The organism is Zwartia hollandica, assembly GCF_019923725.1.
GTDB classification, from domain to species: Bacteria; Pseudomonadota; Gammaproteobacteria; order Burkholderiales; family Burkholderiaceae_B; genus Zwartia; species Zwartia hollandica.
On record NZ_JAHXRI010000004.1, the window covers coordinates 97980 to 116137 of the forward strand.

The window sequence follows — 18158 nt, forward strand, 5'->3', positions numbered from 1 at the left end:
GTTCAGCCTTTTCTCAATAGGAAGTCTAGCGTGACGTTTCTCAAGCGTATTACAGCAGTCCTCGGTGTGAGCTGTTTGTTCAGCAGTGCCGTCCTTGCTAATCCCGTCGAAATTGAAGTTTGGCACACGCTGCGTGCGGCACATAAAACTGAGTTTGAGAAGTTGGCAAGGCAGTTCAATGGTGATCAGCGTGATGTCACTGTTGTGCTCAAAGCCTTTCCGGATCAAGCTGCTTTACGCAGTGAGGAAGCACGCGCTGCATTTGCGAAGAAAAAGCCCGCCTTAATTCAGCTCGAGGACAATCGCTCTCCCGAGATCATCGCGCAACACAAAGAAATCGTTCCTTTGTATCAGCTACTTAAGCAGTATCCGATCAAGGATTCAAAATGGTTTTTAAATCAAACCACTGGGTTTATGCGTGATGCCAAAGGTCAGTTAACAGCCTTTCCTTTTATGGCCGAAATCCCAGTGATGTTTTACAACAGGGATGGGTACAAAAAGGCGGGTTTAAATCCGGCACAGCCTGCTAAGACCTGGCCCGCTTTACAAGATCATCTACTCGCGTTGCGGGATAAGGCGCATTACGAGTGCCCCTTCGCGATCAGTTATCAAGTCAATACGCATCTTGAAAACCTGGCGCCCATTAACGGCTCGCTCTATGTGACCCCTACAAACGGTTTGGATAATGCCCGTGCTCCGCAACTCAATTTAAATGATGCCGTGTTTATGCGACACATCTCGATCATGGTGAGTTGGAAGCGTTCTGAATTGCTCATGCACAATGGTAATAGCAATGAAGCGGACCGCTTGTTTGCTGAAAATCGCTGTGCGGTAATTACCACAACATCTGGTGCGCTTGCACAAATGCAGAATACACGTGGTCTTAACTTTGGTGTGGCACCGATGCCTTTTTATGACCAGGTCACCCCAAAGGCAGGTAGTCCCTTTGTGAGCGGGTCTGCTCTGTGGGCAACAGCCGGTCAAAGTAAAGAGCATAACAAGGCAACAATGGCATTCCTGGCGTTTCTGTCGGAGCCCGTGATTGCGACAGCTTGGCATCAGCGCACAGGCTTCCTTCCGTTAACCGATGCGGCGTTTCGTGCGAGCGAAGGTGGTTTCTATGATCGCATCCCTGGCGCGAAACAAGTGGTGGATAGTATGCGTGAAGTGAATGACAAAAATAGCCGAGGCTTCCGGTTGCGCAACTATCCTCGCATCGAGCCGATCTTGAGCGGAGAGTTGGATGCTGCTCTCTCTGGCAAGACGCCACCTGTTGGTGCTCTGACAATGGCACAAGAGCAGTCAGTGCGTATTTCAAATGAGGGATTGCCGCCTGCCAAGCCGGCTGCACCCGCCCGCCGATAAGACCTTTGAAAGACTAAAAAAGGGAGCGCAATGTGCTCCCTTTTTTTATGGCACTTTAGTCCATTCGTGACCATCACAATTGTCACTTGCAGTGCCTCGCGACAAGATAGCGCTTGCTTCTTTTTCGCGACGCGCTATGTGGAACATATTAGGCCGAAATCTACTTTTATTCTTATGTCTTTGCATCTATGGATGTGCACGTATCGGCATCGATCGTGTTCCAGACCCAGAGCGTAGTGCTGAACAGCCAACGGGAAAGCTCGACTTCGGATGGCGACTATCGGGCGATCGTACCGTCGCGCCATTGCAGATTTTTTCCGATTCAACACGCACTTGGTTGCAGTGGAGTCCACAGCAGACGCTTCCCGCACTAATCGGTCAGGACCAACAGGGCGAGCGCGTCTTATCCTATCGACAACAAGGACCTTATACCGTGCTCGATGGGCAATGGATGCAACTGCAGTTTCGTGCCGGGACACGACAGGCGCGTGCTCGGCGTGTGCATGCATTGAGCTCTGCGGTCACAACACCAACCTCAAAATCAGATACTCCTCACGCACAGACACAGGAACAGGTTCAAGGGCCCCCTGCTAACGTCAAGTCTGCTGAGAAATTGCTTGATGCGTCTGCCGCTCCCCCATCTGTCCTCTATGTTGTCACTCCAAAAGATATCCATCTGCGGCAGGCGCTTGGACGTTGGGCATCTCTCGCGGGTTGGAAGTTTCAACCGGATCACTGGGTTGTTGATGTCGATATCCCGCTGACAGCCGGTGCGGTATTTAACGACGACTTTATTGAGTCTGTACGAGCATTGGTTGGCTCTACGGAGCTGTCTGATCGTCCTTTGCAGCCGTGCTTCTACTCGAATCAGGTGATGCGCATCGTTCCACTTTCGGAGCATTGTGACCGGACAGTTGAACAGGGAGGCTCAGCATGAAGTCAGGTCTCCGTGTTTCGGTGTGCCTAGTGCAAGTCTCGTTGCTCTGCGGTTGCGCACTGCACAAGCGGTTGCAAGACCAAGTTGATGTGGCTACGAAAGAGCAGTCCGAGATTACCCGTCAGCACCAGCAGTTTCGACGTATTGCTACCCACAAAAGTGAAAAGCATCGCTCCCAGCAAGTAAATCGTCCGTGGTTGGTGGGGCGCGCTGTCCCGCTAGCGCGGGAGTTCACCTTGCCTCCAGCATTACGTGCACGCATCGACACCACACTCATGTATCGCGATGGAAGAATCGATCTGCCCACGCTCGCTGAACGCATCACGCGCGCGACTGGAATTGCTGTCCGTATCAGACCAGAGGCCTTACTGCCCGCAGAAAACTTCTTGCCACGTTTAACAGTGACGCAAAGTAATGGTGCCGCGGCAATGCCACACACGATTACCTTATTGCAGGGGTCTTATCCATTAAGCGATGTGCTCGATACCGCCTCGCGCCGTTTGTCTGTGCATTGGCGTTATCACGATCGCGCGATTGAGTTCTTTCGTACACAAACGAGGGTTTTTGACTTGCGCTTGCTCACGCTTTCGGCACAGGCTGATGCGCGCTTGGGCCGTAGCGTTAGCGCAAAGGGCGCAGGCTTTGATCATTCTTCCCGAACATCACTGACCACCTCCGCACAGCATGTCATGGATGCCGTGAAGAGCCGTTTAGAGCCGTTCTTGAGTCGGGCTGCCGTTGTCGCTGCCCAGCCTGGGGCATCGAGCTCGATTGTCATCACGGACCTACCCGAGGTCCTGAGTCAAATCGCAACATATTTGGATCGAGAAAATCGAATTTTGACTAAACGCGTGCGACTCGTTTTTGAAGAGATCACGATTGTGACAAATGAGGATTCCGAGCTCGGACTGGATTGGGAGACCGTATTTGCACACGGAAAATTAGCGTTGGGTCTTGCGAGTTCTGCCGGTGCGGCATCGGTAACGAGTACACAAGCCCGTCTTGCAGCGAGTACTTCAGCCGCGCGTAGCCAAGCGGTCTTGAGTGCCTTGTCCAAGTATGGAACGATTTTGCGACACGTCACAATTCCTGTGCTGACGCTCAATCGGAGACCTGTGACACATGCAGTGCGTACGACCTTTACCTATATCGATCAAGTTAAGGCGTCTGCCCATGCAGCTTCTGGGCAGATAGCCAATCACTCCTCCAATCCCTCAGTTTCCGTTACACAAAAGGAAGAGACGGTTGGGGCTTTTTTAACGCTGCTGCCAGACGTGCAAGAGGACGACCAGATATTGTTATCGGTCGCGTACGACAACACGGTCGCGCAACCGTTGAAATCTATCGTAGTAGGTCAGGAAAGTAATCGCCTACAGATACAGCAAATCACGATTGATGGACATGGCACAGTGCAACAAGTTGCGCTGAAAGCAGGGCAACCCATGCTGATCTCTGGATTTGATTCTCAAAACGAAGCGACGGATCGCTCGCGCGTCGCAGCGCCAGCTCCGCTCGCATTTGGGGGCGGCGATCGCCTCAAGAAGGGACGTACCGTTACCTTGATCATGTTGACGGCCCACGTTGAGGAGGGCTTCTGAGATGCGTGACTTACAGCATCCACGCACTGCGGTAGCGCAAGCGCAGTCCCAGCTTATTATGACAAGCGAAGGCTCTCGTTTTCTTTTTGGTTTGCAATGGACGCCTCTCGTGGGGGGGAGGCCGTCGCAAATAGGCAGGGAGAGGGCGCGGGTACTAAATGCCTCGCACTACCTCATTAGAGGCGAGCCTGGAGCTGTCCTCGGCTACGCAAGTATGGCCGCCGCAAAGAAGCAAATAATCTATCCCTTGTACTCCGCAGCGATGCACTACGTCTGCACACAGCCGACAGGGACGGTCGCGTGCGTATTGCCACATAGGGAATATGGCTTCTGGGTCGTGGCGGCGCATGAGGGTACGGTGCTCGTGCAATCGGATAAATGGTTTCAGAGCTTGGAGCAAGCACAAGAGCTCATAAATGTGCTTACGGCTCGTTTTCCACAACTAACTGTTTGCTGGTTACCAACCTTTGAGCCGACGACCCCGCCGGACTGGCTGTGCGTGAGGCCCGACTCCCAAAGCCGCCTGTCCGCACTTGAACGTCCAGCACCATTCAAGCTTTCGTTTGCCCTAGGCTTGCTCACGCTGCTGATTGGATCGATTTATTACAGCACAAAGGATTCCGTGAATGACGCATTTGAGTCTGGACCGAACGCGTCTGCTCTCTGGAGTGAAGCAATGCAGCGTGTGGCATCCACCTATCCCCTTCACAGCTCAACGCATCTAGGTCGGGTAGTCGAGTATTGGCGTCAAGCCCCTTTGCGTGTTGCAGGCTGGAAGCTTAAACGAATCCAGTGCGAGCCAAAGGCATTGGAATGGCGTTGTATGGCACGTTATCAACGTGAGCATCGTCTTGCACTCAATAAAGGTCTGGAAGCAAACACACCTATTGGTTGGTCGTTTTTGCCGTTTGACCTAGACCATGCCTTGCTGACATGGACTGTCCAGGATGCCGCAAGCCACTTCGACTTGACTCTCGTGCATGAGCGTGAAGACTGGATGAGCTACTTACAGCAGATCACCCCAATTTTCGAGACTGTGCAAGTCGGCGTGGCAGCTAGGTTGGCGGTTGCTGCACCCCTGAGCGGGCAGGGTGCTCCTCTTGATCGACCTTCAACGATTCCTATTTGGCAGAAGCGGAGCTTTTCCCTGAAGGGGCCTCTGCGTTCAGTTGCCGCTCTGAGCGGATTACGCGTTCCGCTGCACTGGAAAAATCTTAGCCTAAGTGTTGATGCGGCGTCAGGGCATGGAATCGCACGTAGTCAGTTGGTTGTGCAGTTTGAGGGGGATCTATTTGAAACGAGTCATTAAACCGAGATGGGCCTTAGCATCGATAAAAAAATACCTATGCGTTGGTGGCTTGCTAGTTGTTGTGACTACCGCTTGCGCTAGTGATCCTAACCAATTGGTGCTTGTTGATGAATTATTGAAAATCGATACTCAGGCTGCACTTGTTGCGGCTCGACGAAGTATCGTCGGGACGCTTGAGCGTCCTGGGCCAGCGGTTGTCAATGACGGCGAGACAATACTGCTCGCGATTTACGGTGTAGGTAGTTCGCTTACCGCCGAGTTGTTGATCGACGCCGAACCACACGTGTTCCGTGCCACACGCGCACAGCCTGTGTTGGGGCGAACACGCAGATACACGCTAGAGCGCATAGCGCCACCCTGCATACATCTTCGAAAATCTGAGGCTTCCGAAGTTTTTTGTCTTGGGACAAAGCAACCATGATTGGAGACAACGCGGTTTGGACCCAACGTGTTTATCAGGAGTTGTCTTCACGCAGTGCCTTGCGTGCGCTCAAGCCCTCGTTTGTTAAGACCTTGATTGACGAGTTTGATGTGGCAGCGCTTCAGAACAGAATGTATCCAGTTTGTTTTGAGGACAACAGTGTGGGGGTCTTTGTCCTGGAGGCGTACCGAAATGAAGATCAGATACAGGCACTCTTCGATTTACTTGAGGCACGTCGACGACGCCTTATACGCCCTAGCTTGTATGTATTACCGCCCGCTCTGTTTCTCGCTGTCGCTCAAGGCGATGGATTGCAGCCCAGAGTCGTCAGGGAACCAAGCAGTCGCGAGCAGCTCAGTGGTGCTCTAAGCGCTGTAATGACCGAGATAATTGAATGGGCGGTCTCTGTCCGCGCCAGCGATATTCATCTCAACGTACAGCGCCTTTCGAGCGAGTCCAGTATCTGGTTCACCATTGCGGGACGTTATGTGTGCCCGGATCGATATGCACATATTCCGACAGCAACGATGTTGGATATGTTGTCAGTAACTTGGATGGAAGTGCAGGGTGGAAATGGCGCGGTGTTTGATCCCTCGATCGAGCAAGAGGGGCGATTTGTGCGTGTGTGTAGCGGTCAACGCCATGTCATTCGTTGGGCTTCACTTGCCACGGACGCTGGTCCATCCGTTTGTTTGCGCTTGTTGCGCCTCGACTCGGATGCATCGACTCCTGCGTTATCCGACTTGGGTTATTTACCGACTCAGGTGAGTGCTCTTGAGCAAGCGTGCGTGACGCAGGGGGGTGCGATTATTCTCGCGGGAACAGTTGGCTCTGGAAAATCCACAACGATCGCTTCGCTGTTGCATGCGATCCCAGCATATCGCAAGGTGATTACGCTAGAGGATCCTGTTGAATGCACGATTTCTAACGCGTTACAGAATACGGTGACTCGCAGCGTTCATGGCGACGATAGTTCTGTATTTGATCGAAAGTTGAAGGTGATCAAGCGTGCAGCAATGAACGATCTACTTATAGGTGAAATCCGTGATCAGGCGTCTGGACGAGCATTCGTCGATTTGGCCGCGACGGGTGTCAGTCTGTATACAACAGTGCATGCAGGTTCGGCTCTTTTGATACCAGAGCGGCTGTGTTCGAGCTTCATCGGTATTCCCAGAGATTTTTTATCCGCGCCAGGAGTGTTGAAACTTTTGGTGTATCAAGTTCTTCTGCGCAAGCTGTGTACGGAATGTGCGCTCGACTTTGAGCAGTTTTTGAGTGGAGGAGGTTTGGCTTGTGCGGGGCATATGCAGAGATCTAAGTCTTGGTGGATAAGATGGTCCGGCAGTGTTGAACGGCTATTCGGGATTTCTGCATCTTCGTTGCGCTTCTGCAATGCAGCGGGGTGCCGTCAATGCCAGAGTGACGTTCCGTTCATGTCCGGCACGGTCGGCCGAACGGTCGTGGCCGAGATGCTTTCAACAACACAAGATACCAAGCTTTTTTCTTTGCTCCATCGAGGTGATCAAACGCAGATGCATCGCTGGTTTCGAACACGACCCAAAACGTTGTTGACCGATCCGGATATGCAGGGAAAGTCAGCACTTGAATGTGCTTTGTACAAAATGAGCACTGGGCAAATCGACCCTAGAGAGGTCGAAGCAAACTTTGGTGTGTTTTTGTGCCGGGTATCTAGCGAGAGTAGTCATGCGTAAGTCGATTGTGCTCGCGGTGGTCCGAAGTGATTTATTGGAAGAAGTGTTTCAAGCGTCTTGGTTGAAATATCTAGCGTGGCGATTTCGCTCCCAACGCGCCGACTATTACTTGTATCTTGCAGACCTCATCGATGGAACGGGCGGTACCAAAACGTTGTTCTCAATATTTCAGGACGATGCCCAACGAATGCGCAAGCGTAACTGCCGAGGTGCGCTCAGCGAAGTTTGGCTTGAGCGATATCCCCTGGTTGGAGGAGACTTGTTTGCGACATGGTTTGGTTCGATTCCGCTGGAAGACCTTATCGCAATACAGAATGCGCAAAGCACGGGTGCCCAGGCGCTCGTGTCAACATTGCGAAAGCTTTCAGAAATGTGCAGACTCCTTGATCGCGCCAAAACAATATTCGTACAAACCGCTTTGGTTGGCTTTGTCGCTCTGCTGGTGGCGATAGGTGCCTTGATGTCAATTCCAATTTACACCGCAGAACATTTGGCTCGGGTTTTTTCGGCAGTGCCTGCTGAACTGTATGGTCAATGGACGAACGCTTTGCAACTTTGCGCTACGTGGTTGCGCGCATTATGGTTGCTCGCTCTGCTGGTGTTGTTTGGCATGATCGTTGGTGTGCTTTGGTCTTTGCCTAATGGGGTGGGTGTCTGGCGTCGCAAACTCGACCATTTTGGTGTTTGGCTCTTATATCGACGGTTGCACAGCATACGGTTCTTGTCTTTGCTTAGAGTGCTTCTTGATCGGCAGGGCAGTGCGGGAACTCGTCTACGGCATGCGTTGACATTACAGGCGAGGCATGTGAGTCCTTGGCTCGACTGGCATTTGCAGTGCATGCTCCAGGGTATTGACCAAGGTTGCTCGGTGATTGAGGCACTGGATACTGGCCTGATAGATTCTGACATCTGGTGGTATTTCGTGGATATGGTCTACACACTTGGACTGGATACCGCACTGGAGCGCACCGGTGAACGCTTAGCCTCAAATAGCTTACGTAGCATTCACAAGCAAGCTATTTTCTTACGGTGGACTTTGTTGTTTAGCGCGTTAGCTATCGTACTTGGCGTCTTGTTTTGGCACTTCCAAGTCTTTGATGAGCTTCGGTACGCGTTGACGATTCACTACGCGCACTGATTTTTTCGATTATTTTAATTAGGGGTGAAGATGGTTCAAATGTCGGGGGTGCCTGAGCTCAAGTTACACGACGTGCAAAAGAAGAGAGATAGACAGAGTGGGTTCTCGCTTATTGAGATTTCGATCGTGACGACAATCGTGATGTTGATTGCAATTTTAGGTATCCCGGCGATTCAGTCTTATGTGATTGAGAGCAAGGTGCCGCGTGTGGCCGAGGAGCTGCAGCGTTTCGTGGCGCGCATGAAGGCGACGACTCAAGGCTTTGGGATTGCACCCTATGACGGCATCAACACCGGCGTTCTGGCCAACGCCTTACGCACGTCGAGTGTGTTGCTAGTAAGTGGGGTGGGGTCAGGTGCCCGAGTCGTGCATGGTTTGGGTTCAGGGTCCTCGGGTAAGGGTGGGATCCACCTTGAGCCACATGCCTTGCCGGGAGGGCAGTCTGGGACTGCTTTCGCGCTTACTTTGCGTGATGTTAATCAAGCGGCATGCCCTGGCTTAGCGGCCATTTTGCAGCGGATTGCTGAGCATGTGACGATAGCCGGTACTAACGGTCCCGTCGCGGTGAAGAACACAATGGCTGAGCCATTCATGCCCTACAACCCGTTGCTGGCAGACGCGCAGTGCGCGGCCGGGGACAATAATGTATTCACGTTTGTGGTGCGCTAATGAGGCAGGCTGTTCCACGACCGGAGCTATCTGCTGTATCCCGTGCACGTCAGCGCGGCTTTAGTTTGATCGAGTTAATTGTCGTTATTGCGATCACCTCCTTGATCGGTACCTGGGCTGCGTCAACCTGGATGCAGCAAGCCGAGGATGCTGCGACGCGTGCGACAGGTGTCTGGCTGCTGAGTATCAAGCAGGCACTTGACCAGATGTTGCATCGACAGTCCGACGCCTTAGTGGGACTCGCAGAGCCTGGTGCGCGTGGCTCCGTGTATCGCGATGTGTGGCGTCCAACGCTTGATGAGTTAATTACCGCTGGACATCTTCCTCAAGGCTTTCCTTTGAAAGCGCCGCTTGCCTATTCTGTGTGGCTACGAGTCGATCCACCTCAGGGTGATTGTTTACGGCTTGGATGCAAAATTCTTGGTTCGCTAATTGCCGTACCGGAGGCGCTGGCAGGCAGCGACGCCGAAAAAGTAACGCGAGTCGGGCTTCTTTTATCGACGATTGGTGGCGCTGCGGCTGCGGTGACGTCGTTGTCGGAGTCGAGGGTTAGGGGGGCTACCATCGATGTGCTGAACCCGCCGTATCCGGATATGGCGCGACTGCCTCGTGGGTCGCTTCTGGTTCGGAGTTTCTATGACTCCACCCAATATGCTGTGTTTTTACGTCAAGATGATTTACGTGACGCATCGCTTAAAGGAAGTCTAAGTGTGGCCAAGGATTTGCAAATTGGTGGCGCGACCAAGGCGCAGGGACGCGTGTCGGCCGGTGAGTATTTGCAGGTCGGCGCATCGGCCGCAGCCGACGGTGTATGTGCCGAGGAGGGTCTGATTGCGCGGGGTCACGATTTTGGGTTGCTAGTCTGCCGAAATCGGCGGTGGGAGCGAGTGGATCGTGGAGGCGGCGGCAGCTATTTGGAGTTGTCGGGTTATCCGTGCTTCGAAAATGACGATTGGATCGTGAGAAAGCGCAACCCCAAAACCGGAGATTGCACCTGCCCGACCGGCTATGAGCCCTTTTTGATGTCTGTCTGGAAGCATCCCGTGCTTGCTCAGCATGAGTACAGCGCTTACCTTTGCCTGTGATGCCAGTCACCCTCAGGTTTGACTACTGCCAGAAGCGGGCCGTACCCGTATAATCGCCTCTCCACTCGCTTGCCCGTTTGAGCGGTGTTCGGTGGCCCGTTCGTTCGGTCCTTACAATTTTGAAGCCGCTTGCTGAAAATCGCACGATGAAAACGTCTGAAATCCGTCAAAAATTTCTACAATTTTTCCAATCCAAAGGGCATACGATTGTCCCCTCGTCGTCGCTCGTTCCGGGAAATGACCCCACCTTGCTGTTTACCAACTCTGGAATGGTGCAGTTCAAGGATGTATTCACAGGTAAAGACACCCGTAATTACACGCGAGCCACTTCTTCGCAGCGTAGTGTGCGTGCCGGCGGCAAGCACAACGACCTTGAAAACGTGGGTTATACCGCCCGTCATCACACGTTTTTTGAGATGCTGGGCAATTTCAGTTTTGGCGATTACTTCAAACGTGACGCCATTGCGTTCGCTTGGGAAATGCTGACAAAAGTATATGGTCTACCAGCAGAGAAGCTCTGGGTCACTGTTTATCAAGAGGATGATGAGGCCTACGGCATTTGGGAAAAAGAAATTGGTGTGCCCCGCGAGCGCATCGTGCGTATTGGCGATAACAAAGGTGCCCGCTATGCGTCGGATAACTTTTGGCAAATGGCTGACACGGGGCCATGCGGCCCTTGCACTGAAATATTCTTTGACCACGGTCCAGAAATTTGGGGTGGCCCACCCGGATCTCCAGAGGAAGATGGTGATCGCTACATTGAGATCTGGAATTTGGTGTTCATGCAGTTTGAGCGTGATGCGTCCGGCACGCTAACTCCATTGCCAAAGCCCTGTGTGGATACTGGGATGGGGCTTGAGCGTATTGCAGCGGTGCTGCAGCACGTGCACTCGAACTATGAGATTGATTTATTTGCGGCCTTAATTGCGGGCGCTGCTCGAGAGACCGGATGCAAAGACCTCACGGAAAACTCACTTAAAGTGATTGCCGATCATATTCGCGCTTGTAGTTTTCTCATTGTTGACGGGGTAATCCCGAGCAATGAAGGCCGTGGTTATGTCCTGCGTCGTATCGTACGCCGAGCGTTGCGCCATGGCTATAAGCTTGGTCAAACCAAGCCGTTTTTCCATCGGTTGGTGCCTGATCTTGTCATGCAAATGGGTGATGCTTATCCCGAGCTTGCAAAGAATGCTGCGCGTGTCGAGCAGGTTTTGCGCCAAGAAGAGGAACGTTTTGGCGAGACTCTTGAGCACGGCATGAAGATTCTGGACTCTGCGCTTGCAGCTTTGCCTGCTGCGGTTAAAGGCCAGGCTGCAACGCTTGATGGAAATACGCTCTTCACGCTCTACGATACCTACGGTTTTCCAGTCGATTTGACTGCGGACATTTGTCGCGAGCGAGGTGTTGAGATCGACCAAGCTGGGTTTGATGTCGCGATGGATCGTCAGCGTGATCAGGCTCGCGCAGCCGGTAAGTTCAAAATGGCCGAAGGTCTCGTGTACTCGGGTGCACAAACGGTGTTCGAGGGCTATGAGCATCTCGAACGTAAAGCAAAAGTGCTTGCACTTTATGTGGAAGGGACGCAGGTTCAGCGTGTCGCGGTAGGCCAAGATGCCATTGTTGTATTGGACTCCACACCGTTTTACGCCGAGTCGGGAGGGCAGGTTGGCGACGTGGGCGTCTTAACCTCTGGGACGACAACCTTCAAGGTCCTTGATACGCAGAAAATTCAGCCTGGTGTATTTGGGCATCACGGTCGCGTGCAAACTGGCGAGCTGACGGTAGGAATGCCTCTGCTGGCAACGGTTGATGCAGAGCAGCGTGCCCGAACGATTCGAAATCACTCTGCCACGCACTTGATGCATAAAGCGCTGCGCGAGGTGCTCGGTGGGCATGTGCAGCAGCGTGGTTCGCTCGTGGATGGGGATAAGACCCGTTTTGACTTCGCACATGACGCGCCAATGTCTGATGCAGATATTCAACGTGTTGAGCAAATTGTTAATGCTGAAATCCTGACAAACCAAGCCGCTAATGCTCAGGTCATGAGTTATGACGATGCGGTCAAGGGCGGCGCGATGGCCTTGTTTGGTGAAAAATACGGAGATACCGTTCGAGTCCTTGATATCGGGTTTTCACGCGAATTGTGCGGCGGTACACACGTCAGCCGTACGGGTGATATTGGTTTGTTCAAGGTGGTATCCGAAGGTGGGGTTGCTGCTGGCGTGCGTCGTGTTGAAGCCGTCACGGGTGCTAACGCATTGGCTTGGGTGCAAGCGTTAAATGCCACAGTGCAAAGAGCTGCTTCCGCGCTCAAGACCCAGCCTGCTGATCTGCCCGAGCGGATCGCCTTGCTGCAAGACCAATTGAAGTCCGTTGAAAAAGAGCTGGAACAAGCGCGTGCGAAGCTAGCCTCGAGCGCTGGTAACGCGCTAAGCGACCAAGCTGTTGTGTTGTCAGCAGGTGTCAAGCTGTTGGTGACTTCGGTGCAAGGCGTCGATCCTAAGGATTTGCGCAGTATGGTGGATCAACTGAAAGACAAGTTGAAGTCAGCCGTGGTGCTTTTGGCTGCTACCTCCGCGGACGGCAAGATCAGTGTCGTCGCTGGCGTTACTGCAGACTGGTCGGGCAAGGTTAAGGCTGGTGATCTGGTTGGGTTTGTTGCTGGGCAGATTGGCGGTAAAGGTGGTGGTCGACCAGATATGGCAATGGGTGGTGGTACGGATGCGCAAGCGCTACCGGGTGCTCTGGCCGGCGTTAAAGCTTGGGTTGAAGCAAAGCTTTAATACAGAGGTTTCGAATATATGACTGAGCCTGTCGTAGGTGTTGTGCCAAGCGAAGTGCATCAAACGGTTGATGCAACAGGGTTGGCTTGTCCGCTTCCCATTTTGAGAGCAAAAAAGGCGCTCGCGACACTCGCAAGCGGTGAGGTATTAAGGGTTATTACAACGGACCGGGGTGCCGTGCGGGACTTCCAGGCATTTTGTCGCCAAACTGGCAATGAATTGGTGGCGCAGCTCGACGAGAGCGAGAGTGTCACGCATTACTTGCGCCGCAGGCTCAAATAAATATCCCACATCGGACATTTTGCTTCTTTAGTGCTATACTTGTGGGCTTATCTCAGCAATCTAGCTGAGCATTTTTATTGAACATTTTCAAGGGATTACGTATGGTGGTGATTCGCCTAGCCCGTGGCGGCTCCAAGAAACGTCCTTTTTACAACCTCGTTGCGACCGATTCCCGTGATCGCCGCGATGGTCGTTTCATTGAGCGCGTTGGGTTTTACAACCCTGTTGCTAATGCAAACGAAGAGCGTCTGCGCATTGCGCTTGATCGCGTAAAACACTGGACTGGCGTTGGCGCACAACTGTCGCCTGCTGTTGCTCGTTTGGTTAAAGACTTTTCGGCCAAAGTCGCGACCGCGGCTTAATTGAACCGGCCTGTTCGTCATGGCTGATATTGGCGCAGCAAAAGCGCCAAATGACCTAGTTGAGCTAGGTCGTATCGTATCAGCCTACGGAGTGCGCGGTTGGGTTAAGGCTCAGCCGCACTCTTCGCAAAGCACGGTATTGCGCGCGGCACCGGTTTGGTGGCTTTGTCCACCTACGGGGCTGCTAAACGCGCCTCTCGACTCATCCCCAAGTACCAGTATCCCCTCGTCGCTTCTGGCTCGTTGCATCCCGCACGCTGTGAAACAGTGTCGCCCTCAAGGCTTGACTGTTGTTGCGGAGCTTGAAGGTGTGCCAGATCGCGATGCTGCGGAGTCGAAGCGGGGCTATACGATCTACGTATCGCGCGAGTATTTCCCGCAAGCGAAATCTGATGAGTACTACTGGGTTGATCTGATGGGTTGTCAGGTGTTCAGCGAGGGCAAGTTGATGGGTCAGGTACAAGAAGTGCTTGATAACGGTGCACATGCCATTTTGCGCGTTGAGCGCTTTGTCGATTCTGCTGGTTTGCAAGCGGACCCCAAGGAGACACCTTTACCGATGCTTGATGCTAAAGGCCGTCCACAAGAAGTGCTGGTCCCCTTTGTTGCTGCGCACGTGCAACATGTAGACATCAAAAAACGCCGCATCGAAACTGATTGGCCATTTGATCTTTAATTTCAAGGTGCTGCGTATGCGAATCGACGCGATTACGTTGTTTCCGGAAATGTTTGGTGTGGTCAGAGACTCGGGGATTACCGGTCGTGCGCACAAGCAAGGGCTCTGGTCGCTGCGAACTTGGAATCCGCGTGATTCTGCGCAAGATGTTCATCGCACCGTGGATGATCGTCCTTATGGCGGCGGCCCTGGCATGGTCATGATGGTCGAGCCCCTACTCAAGAGCGTGCAAGCAGTCAGGCATGATCGCGCTAAGCAGGACGCCTTAGACGAAGACGCCCCGGTCATTTTGCTGTCACCTGCAGGCGAAAAATTTGGTCAGCAGCATGCTGCAACATTAGCCGCCTCAAAGGGAGCTATTTTTGTGTGTGGTCGGTATGAGGGTATTGACCAGCGTTTCATACACCGCACGGTTGACGCGCAATGGTCGCTCGGTGACTTCGTCTTGTCGGGCGGAGAAATTGCCGCTCTTGCAATGATCGACGCAGCAGTGCGCTTGCTGCCAGGCGCGCTCAATCACGGTGACTCGTCGTTGCAGGATTCGTTTCAAGAGTCGCTGTCGGGTTTGCTCGATAGCCCGCACTACACGCGACCAGATGTATTCGACGGTGAGCCCGTCCCTCCGGTGTTGATGTCGGGTAACCATGCACTCATTGCACGCTGGCGCCGCGAGCAGTCTCTAATCCTGACACTTCAAAAGCGTCCTGACCTGATCGCTCAGGCGCGTGCGCGCGGTTTGCTCAGTGCGGCCGATGAAAAATTTCTGGCCGCACTGAGCTAATCCTCACTTTGCGCAGTGCCTTGCGTTAACCCAAGCGTGCGCGTTGGCTTTTCACTTGCCCGAGTGTTTCACCAAATTGCGCGACACGCTGTTTTTCTTGTTCTACGACTGCCGCCGGCGCGCGTGCAACGAAAGACTCGTTGGTGAGTTTGCTTTGCGCCTTGGCGATTTCGCCTTCGAGGCGGGCAATTTCCTTATCCAAGCGAACCTTTTCAGCAGCGACATCAATCTCAACCTTAAGCATAAGACGCGTGTTGCCAACAACCTGCACGGGTGCGCCGTCATCGGGTAGTGTGGCCACAACATTAACTTCTGATAGCTTGGCTAGCGCTGCAAGGTAGGGTGCGTGTTGCTCCAGCTGGTCTTTCCCGCCCTCAGCAATCAGAGGGATACGTGCGGCCGGAGACAGATTCATTTCTCCACGTAACGCACGCACAGCCTCTACTTGTGCTTTGAGCGCGTTCAGTTGCGTGGTCGCTGCCTCGTCAATTTTGCTGGCGTCACCAAGCGGGAACGGCTGGACAGACACGCTAGTGGTCTGGCTTGCCGTGCGAGATCCAGCGACCAATGCAACCTTTTGCCAAAGCTCTTCCGTAATGAAGGGCATGATTGGGTGTAGCAGTCGTAGGACTGTTTCGAGCACCTCAATAAGCGTGCGACGCGTTGCCCGTTGCTGATCAGCGTTGCCCGTTTGGATTTGAACCTTTGCGAGTTCGAGGTACCAGTCGCAATACTCATCCCAGACGAAGTGATAGAGCGCGTTGGCAATATTGTCGAAGCGGTAATCGGAAAAGCCTTTGGCGACATCGAGCTCAAGTTGTTGTAGTTGGCCCAGAACCCATTTGTCGACAAAGCTCAGCGCACTGGTCGGTGCTGCTGTGAGGTATTGTCCTTCTGTGTTCATCAGCACAAAGCGCGTTGCGTTCCAGAGCTTATTGCAAAAGTTTCGGTATCCTTCGCAGCGCTTGAGGTCAAAGTTAATGTTTCGACCGAGCGTGGCGTAGGCAGCCATCGTAAAGCGCAGGGCATCGGCGCCAAAGGCTGGAATTCCGTCTGGAAATTGCTTGCGTGTTGCCTTTTCGATGGAACCTGCTTGCTTTGGGTTCATCAGACCAAAGGTGCGCTTAGTCACTAAGCTATCCAAATCAACACCGTCGATAAGATCAACGGGATCTAGCGTATTTCCTTTGGACTTGCTCATCTTCTGGCCTTCCGCATCCCGGATAAGTCCATGCACATAAACATGCTTGAAGGGAACCTGGCCTGTTAGGTGCGTCGTCATCATGACCATCCGCGCCACCCAAAAGAAGATAATGTCAAAGCCCGTGACCAACACGCTTGAGGGCAGGTAGCGCTTGTAATCCGGAGTTTCTTGCGGCCAGCCCAGCGTGGTGAAGGGCACGAGCGCGGACGAAAACCAGGTGTCGAGCACATCTGGATCGCGCGAAAGTGCGCCCGTCACACCAGCGGCATGTGCCTGATCGTTCGCCTCTTTCTCGGTATGTGCGACAAACACTTGACCGTCTGGTGCGTACCAGGCCGGAATCTGATGCCCCCACCAGAGCTGTCGTGAGATACACCAGTCTTGAATGTTCTCAAGCCATTGGTTGTAGGTGGTCGTCCAGTTCTGTGGATAGAACTGGATGTCGCCTTTTGCGACCACATCAAGCGCGACTTCTGTGATGCTTTTCCCAGGGTGGAGTGTGTCGGCAGGGGCGGGCTTGCTCATGGCTACGAACCACTGGTCCGTCAGCATCGGCTCAAGCACAGCGCCCGTGCGATCGCCTCTGGGCTGCATCATTTTGTGCGCATCGACTTTGACCAGATAGCCCTTTTGTTCGAGCTCATCGACGACGGCTTTGCGAGCGTCGAACCGATCCATGCCTTTGAACTGGGCGGGTCCCTGATCGTTAATGCGTGCATCGAGCGTGAAGATTACGATCAGCGGCAGGTTATGGCGTTGTGCGCAGGCGTAATCGTTGAAGTCATGTGCGCCAGTAATCTTGACACAGCCCGTACCGAAGGCGCGATCGACAAAGTCGTCGGCAATAATCGGGATCTGACGATCGCACAGGGGAAGGTCGACCATTTTGCCCACAAGGTGCTTATAGCGTTCGTCTTCGGGATGCACACAAAGCGCGCCGTCGGCAAGCATGGTTTCGGGTCGTGTTGTGGCGATGGTCATCCCAGTGATGGTCTCTGAGGAGCCGTCTTCGTGGGTGATGGTTTGTGGCCCGTCCACGAAGGGGTAGCGGATGTGCCAGAGATGCCCGTCGGTCTCTACGGATTGCACCTCGAGGTCCGAGACTGCTGTGAGTAACTTTGGATCCCAATTGACCAGGCGTTTACCTCGGTAAATCAGCCCCTGCTTGTAGAGGCGAACAAAGGTCTCAACAACACCCGCAGACATCTGCTTGTCCATCGTGAAGTATTCACGCGGCCAGTCTGCCGAGGCGCCGAGGCGGCGCACCTGGCTGGTGATGGTGTTGCCCGAGAGTTCCTTCCATTCCCAGACTTTCTCAATAAACTTCTCACGCCCGAGATCGTGACGGGTGGTTTTTTGTGCGTCGAGTTGGCGTTCAACAACGATCTGTGTCGCGATCCCGGCATGATCGGTGCCCGGCACGAACACCGTGTCGTGACCTCGCATCCGGTGGTAGCGGATGAGACCGTCCATGATCGTCTGGTTAAAGGCGTGTCCCATGTGAAGGGTGCCAGTGACGTTCGGGGGTGGAAACTGGATGGCATAAGGGGCTCCGGCGGCATCGCCCTGAGCATGCTGACCCGCGGCAAAATAGCCTCTTTTTTCCCATTCGGCATACCAGCGGGCCTCTAGGTTTGCCGGTTCAAAGCTCTTGGAGAGTTCCCCATCGGGAAGGGTATTGGGCTGATTCATCAAGTTATCCACAAAAAATAGGGTGACGCAGGGGCGGCTCACTGAGAGAAGGTCTTAGGCCCCGGGCCAGAGTCTGGCAAAACCCCTCTATTTTAGGGCGTTGTGAGACTTAGTGGCGTGCTAGAATCGTGGGCTACGGTGGGC

General features: G+C 53.4%; 15 protein-coding genes. 14 read left to right on the forward strand and 1 reads right to left on the reverse strand.

What is annotated here, in order from left to right:
* Positions 1-30: 30 nt before the first annotated feature.
* The 14 genes from KZZ10_RS02485 (at position 31) to trmD (ending at position 15118) form a co-directional block, all read left to right on the forward strand.
* The gene (locus KZZ10_RS02485) at positions 31-1365 is read left to right on the forward strand and encodes an extracellular solute-binding protein (RefSeq protein ID WP_259659923.1); all 1335 of its coding nucleotides are present in this window, start codon (positions 31-33) and stop codon (positions 1363-1365) included.
* Between the two features lie 136 nt (positions 1366-1501).
* Positions 1502-2302 (forward strand): TrbG/VirB9 family P-type conjugative transfer protein, encoded by an 801-nt coding sequence (locus KZZ10_RS02490; protein WP_259659924.1) that lies wholly within the window; start codon positions 1502-1504, stop codon positions 2300-2302.
* Positions 2299-3900 carry a hypothetical protein gene (locus tag KZZ10_RS02495; protein WP_259659925.1) on the forward strand — a complete coding sequence of 534 codons (1602 nt, stop codon included), beginning with the start codon at positions 2299-2301 and terminating at the stop codon, positions 3898-3900. The genes KZZ10_RS02490 and KZZ10_RS02495 overlap by 4 nt, the downstream gene beginning before the upstream one ends.
* Before the next feature lies 1 nt (position 3901).
* Positions 3902-5209 carry a type IV pilus inner membrane component PilO gene (locus tag KZZ10_RS02500; protein ID WP_259659926.1) on the forward strand — a complete coding sequence of 436 codons (1308 nt, stop codon included), beginning with the start codon at positions 3902-3904 and terminating at the stop codon, positions 5207-5209.
* Entirely contained in the window at positions 5193-5630 is a 438-nt protein-coding gene (locus tag KZZ10_RS02505; protein ID WP_259659927.1) for a hypothetical protein, read from the forward strand. The genes KZZ10_RS02500 and KZZ10_RS02505 overlap by 17 nt, the downstream gene beginning before the upstream one ends.
* Complete coding sequence (locus tag KZZ10_RS02510) at positions 5627-7342, forward strand: ATPase, T2SS/T4P/T4SS family (protein ID WP_259659928.1); 1716 nt, start codon at positions 5627-5629, stop codon at positions 7340-7342. The genes KZZ10_RS02505 and KZZ10_RS02510 overlap by 4 nt, the downstream gene beginning before the upstream one ends.
* Positions 7335-8480: a general secretion pathway protein gene (locus tag KZZ10_RS02515; protein ID WP_259659929.1), complete on the forward strand. Its 1146-nt coding sequence runs from the start codon at positions 7335-7337 to the stop codon at positions 8478-8480. Before KZZ10_RS02510 ends, KZZ10_RS02515 begins: the two co-directional genes overlap by 8 nt.
* A gap of 39 nt (positions 8481-8519) precedes the next feature.
* Positions 8520-9149: a pilus assembly FimT family protein gene (locus KZZ10_RS02520; RefSeq protein ID WP_259660019.1), complete on the forward strand. Its 630-nt coding sequence runs from the start codon at positions 8520-8522 to the stop codon at positions 9147-9149.
* Entirely contained in the window at positions 9149-10234 is a 1086-nt protein-coding gene (locus KZZ10_RS02525) for a type II secretion system protein (protein WP_259659930.1), read from the forward strand. Before KZZ10_RS02520 ends, KZZ10_RS02525 begins: the two co-directional genes overlap by 1 nt.
* A gap of 146 nt (positions 10235-10380) precedes the next feature.
* Positions 10381-13017 carry an alanine--tRNA ligase gene (alaS, locus tag KZZ10_RS02530; protein WP_259659931.1) on the forward strand — a complete coding sequence of 879 codons (2637 nt, stop codon included), beginning with the start codon at positions 10381-10383 and terminating at the stop codon, positions 13015-13017.
* An 18-nt stretch (positions 13018-13035) separates the two neighbouring features.
* The gene (locus KZZ10_RS02535) at positions 13036-13299 is read left to right on the forward strand and encodes a sulfurtransferase TusA family protein (protein ID WP_259659932.1); all 264 of its coding nucleotides are present in this window, start codon (positions 13036-13038) and stop codon (positions 13297-13299) included.
* Positions 13300-13400: 101 nt separating this feature from the next.
* Positions 13401-13661 carry a 30S ribosomal protein S16 gene (rpsP, locus tag KZZ10_RS02540; RefSeq protein WP_259660020.1) on the forward strand — a complete coding sequence of 87 codons (261 nt, stop codon included), beginning with the start codon at positions 13401-13403 and terminating at the stop codon, positions 13659-13661.
* Between the two features lie 19 nt (positions 13662-13680).
* Positions 13681-14337 (forward strand): ribosome maturation factor RimM, encoded by a 657-nt coding sequence (rimM, locus tag KZZ10_RS02545; protein ID WP_259659933.1) that lies wholly within the window; start codon positions 13681-13683, stop codon positions 14335-14337.
* Between the two features lie 16 nt (positions 14338-14353).
* Positions 14354-15118, forward strand: coding sequence for a tRNA (guanosine(37)-N1)-methyltransferase TrmD (gene trmD / locus KZZ10_RS02550; RefSeq protein ID WP_259659934.1), 765 nt, complete (start codon positions 14354-14356; stop codon positions 15116-15118).
* Between the two features lie 25 nt (positions 15119-15143).
* Here trmD and KZZ10_RS02555 read toward each other — a convergent pair whose 3' ends face one another.
* Positions 15144-18014, reverse strand: coding sequence for a valine--tRNA ligase (locus KZZ10_RS02555; RefSeq protein WP_259659935.1), 2871 nt, complete (start codon positions 18012-18014; stop codon positions 15144-15146).
* Positions 18015-18158 lie beyond the last annotated feature (144 nt).

Coding starts and splice junctions, on each gene's coding strand:
- KZZ10_RS02490 (WP_259659924.1), top strand. CDS start 1,502: ATGTGGAACATATTAGGCCGAAATCTACTTTTATTCTTATGTCTTTGC.
- KZZ10_RS02495 (WP_259659925.1), top strand. CDS start 2,299: ATGAAGTCAGGTCTCCGTGTTTCGGTGTGCCTAGTGCAAGTCTCGTTG.
- KZZ10_RS02500 (WP_259659926.1), top strand. CDS start 3,902: ATGCGTGACTTACAGCATCCACGCACTGCGGTAGCGCAAGCGCAGTCC.
- KZZ10_RS02510 (WP_259659928.1), top strand. CDS start 5,627: ATGATTGGAGACAACGCGGTTTGGACCCAACGTGTTTATCAGGAGTTG.
- KZZ10_RS02515 (WP_259659929.1), top strand. CDS start 7,335: ATGCGTAAGTCGATTGTGCTCGCGGTGGTCCGAAGTGATTTATTGGAA.
- KZZ10_RS02520 (WP_259660019.1), top strand. CDS start 8,520: ATGTCGGGGGTGCCTGAGCTCAAGTTACACGACGTGCAAAAGAAGAGA.
- KZZ10_RS02525 (WP_259659930.1), top strand. CDS start 9,149: ATGAGGCAGGCTGTTCCACGACCGGAGCTATCTGCTGTATCCCGTGCA.
- alaS (WP_259659931.1), top strand. CDS start 10,381: ATGAAAACGTCTGAAATCCGTCAAAAATTTCTACAATTTTTCCAATCC.
- KZZ10_RS02535 (WP_259659932.1), top strand. CDS start 13,036: ATGACTGAGCCTGTCGTAGGTGTTGTGCCAAGCGAAGTGCATCAAACG.
- rpsP (WP_259660020.1), top strand. CDS start 13,401: ATGGTGGTGATTCGCCTAGCCCGTGGCGGCTCCAAGAAACGTCCTTTT.
- rimM (WP_259659933.1), top strand. CDS start 13,681: ATGGCTGATATTGGCGCAGCAAAAGCGCCAAATGACCTAGTTGAGCTA.
- trmD (WP_259659934.1), top strand. CDS start 14,354: ATGCGAATCGACGCGATTACGTTGTTTCCGGAAATGTTTGGTGTGGTC.
- KZZ10_RS02555 (WP_259659935.1), bottom strand. CDS start 18,014: ATGAATCAGCCCAATACCCTTCCCGATGGGGAACTCTCCAAGAGCTTT.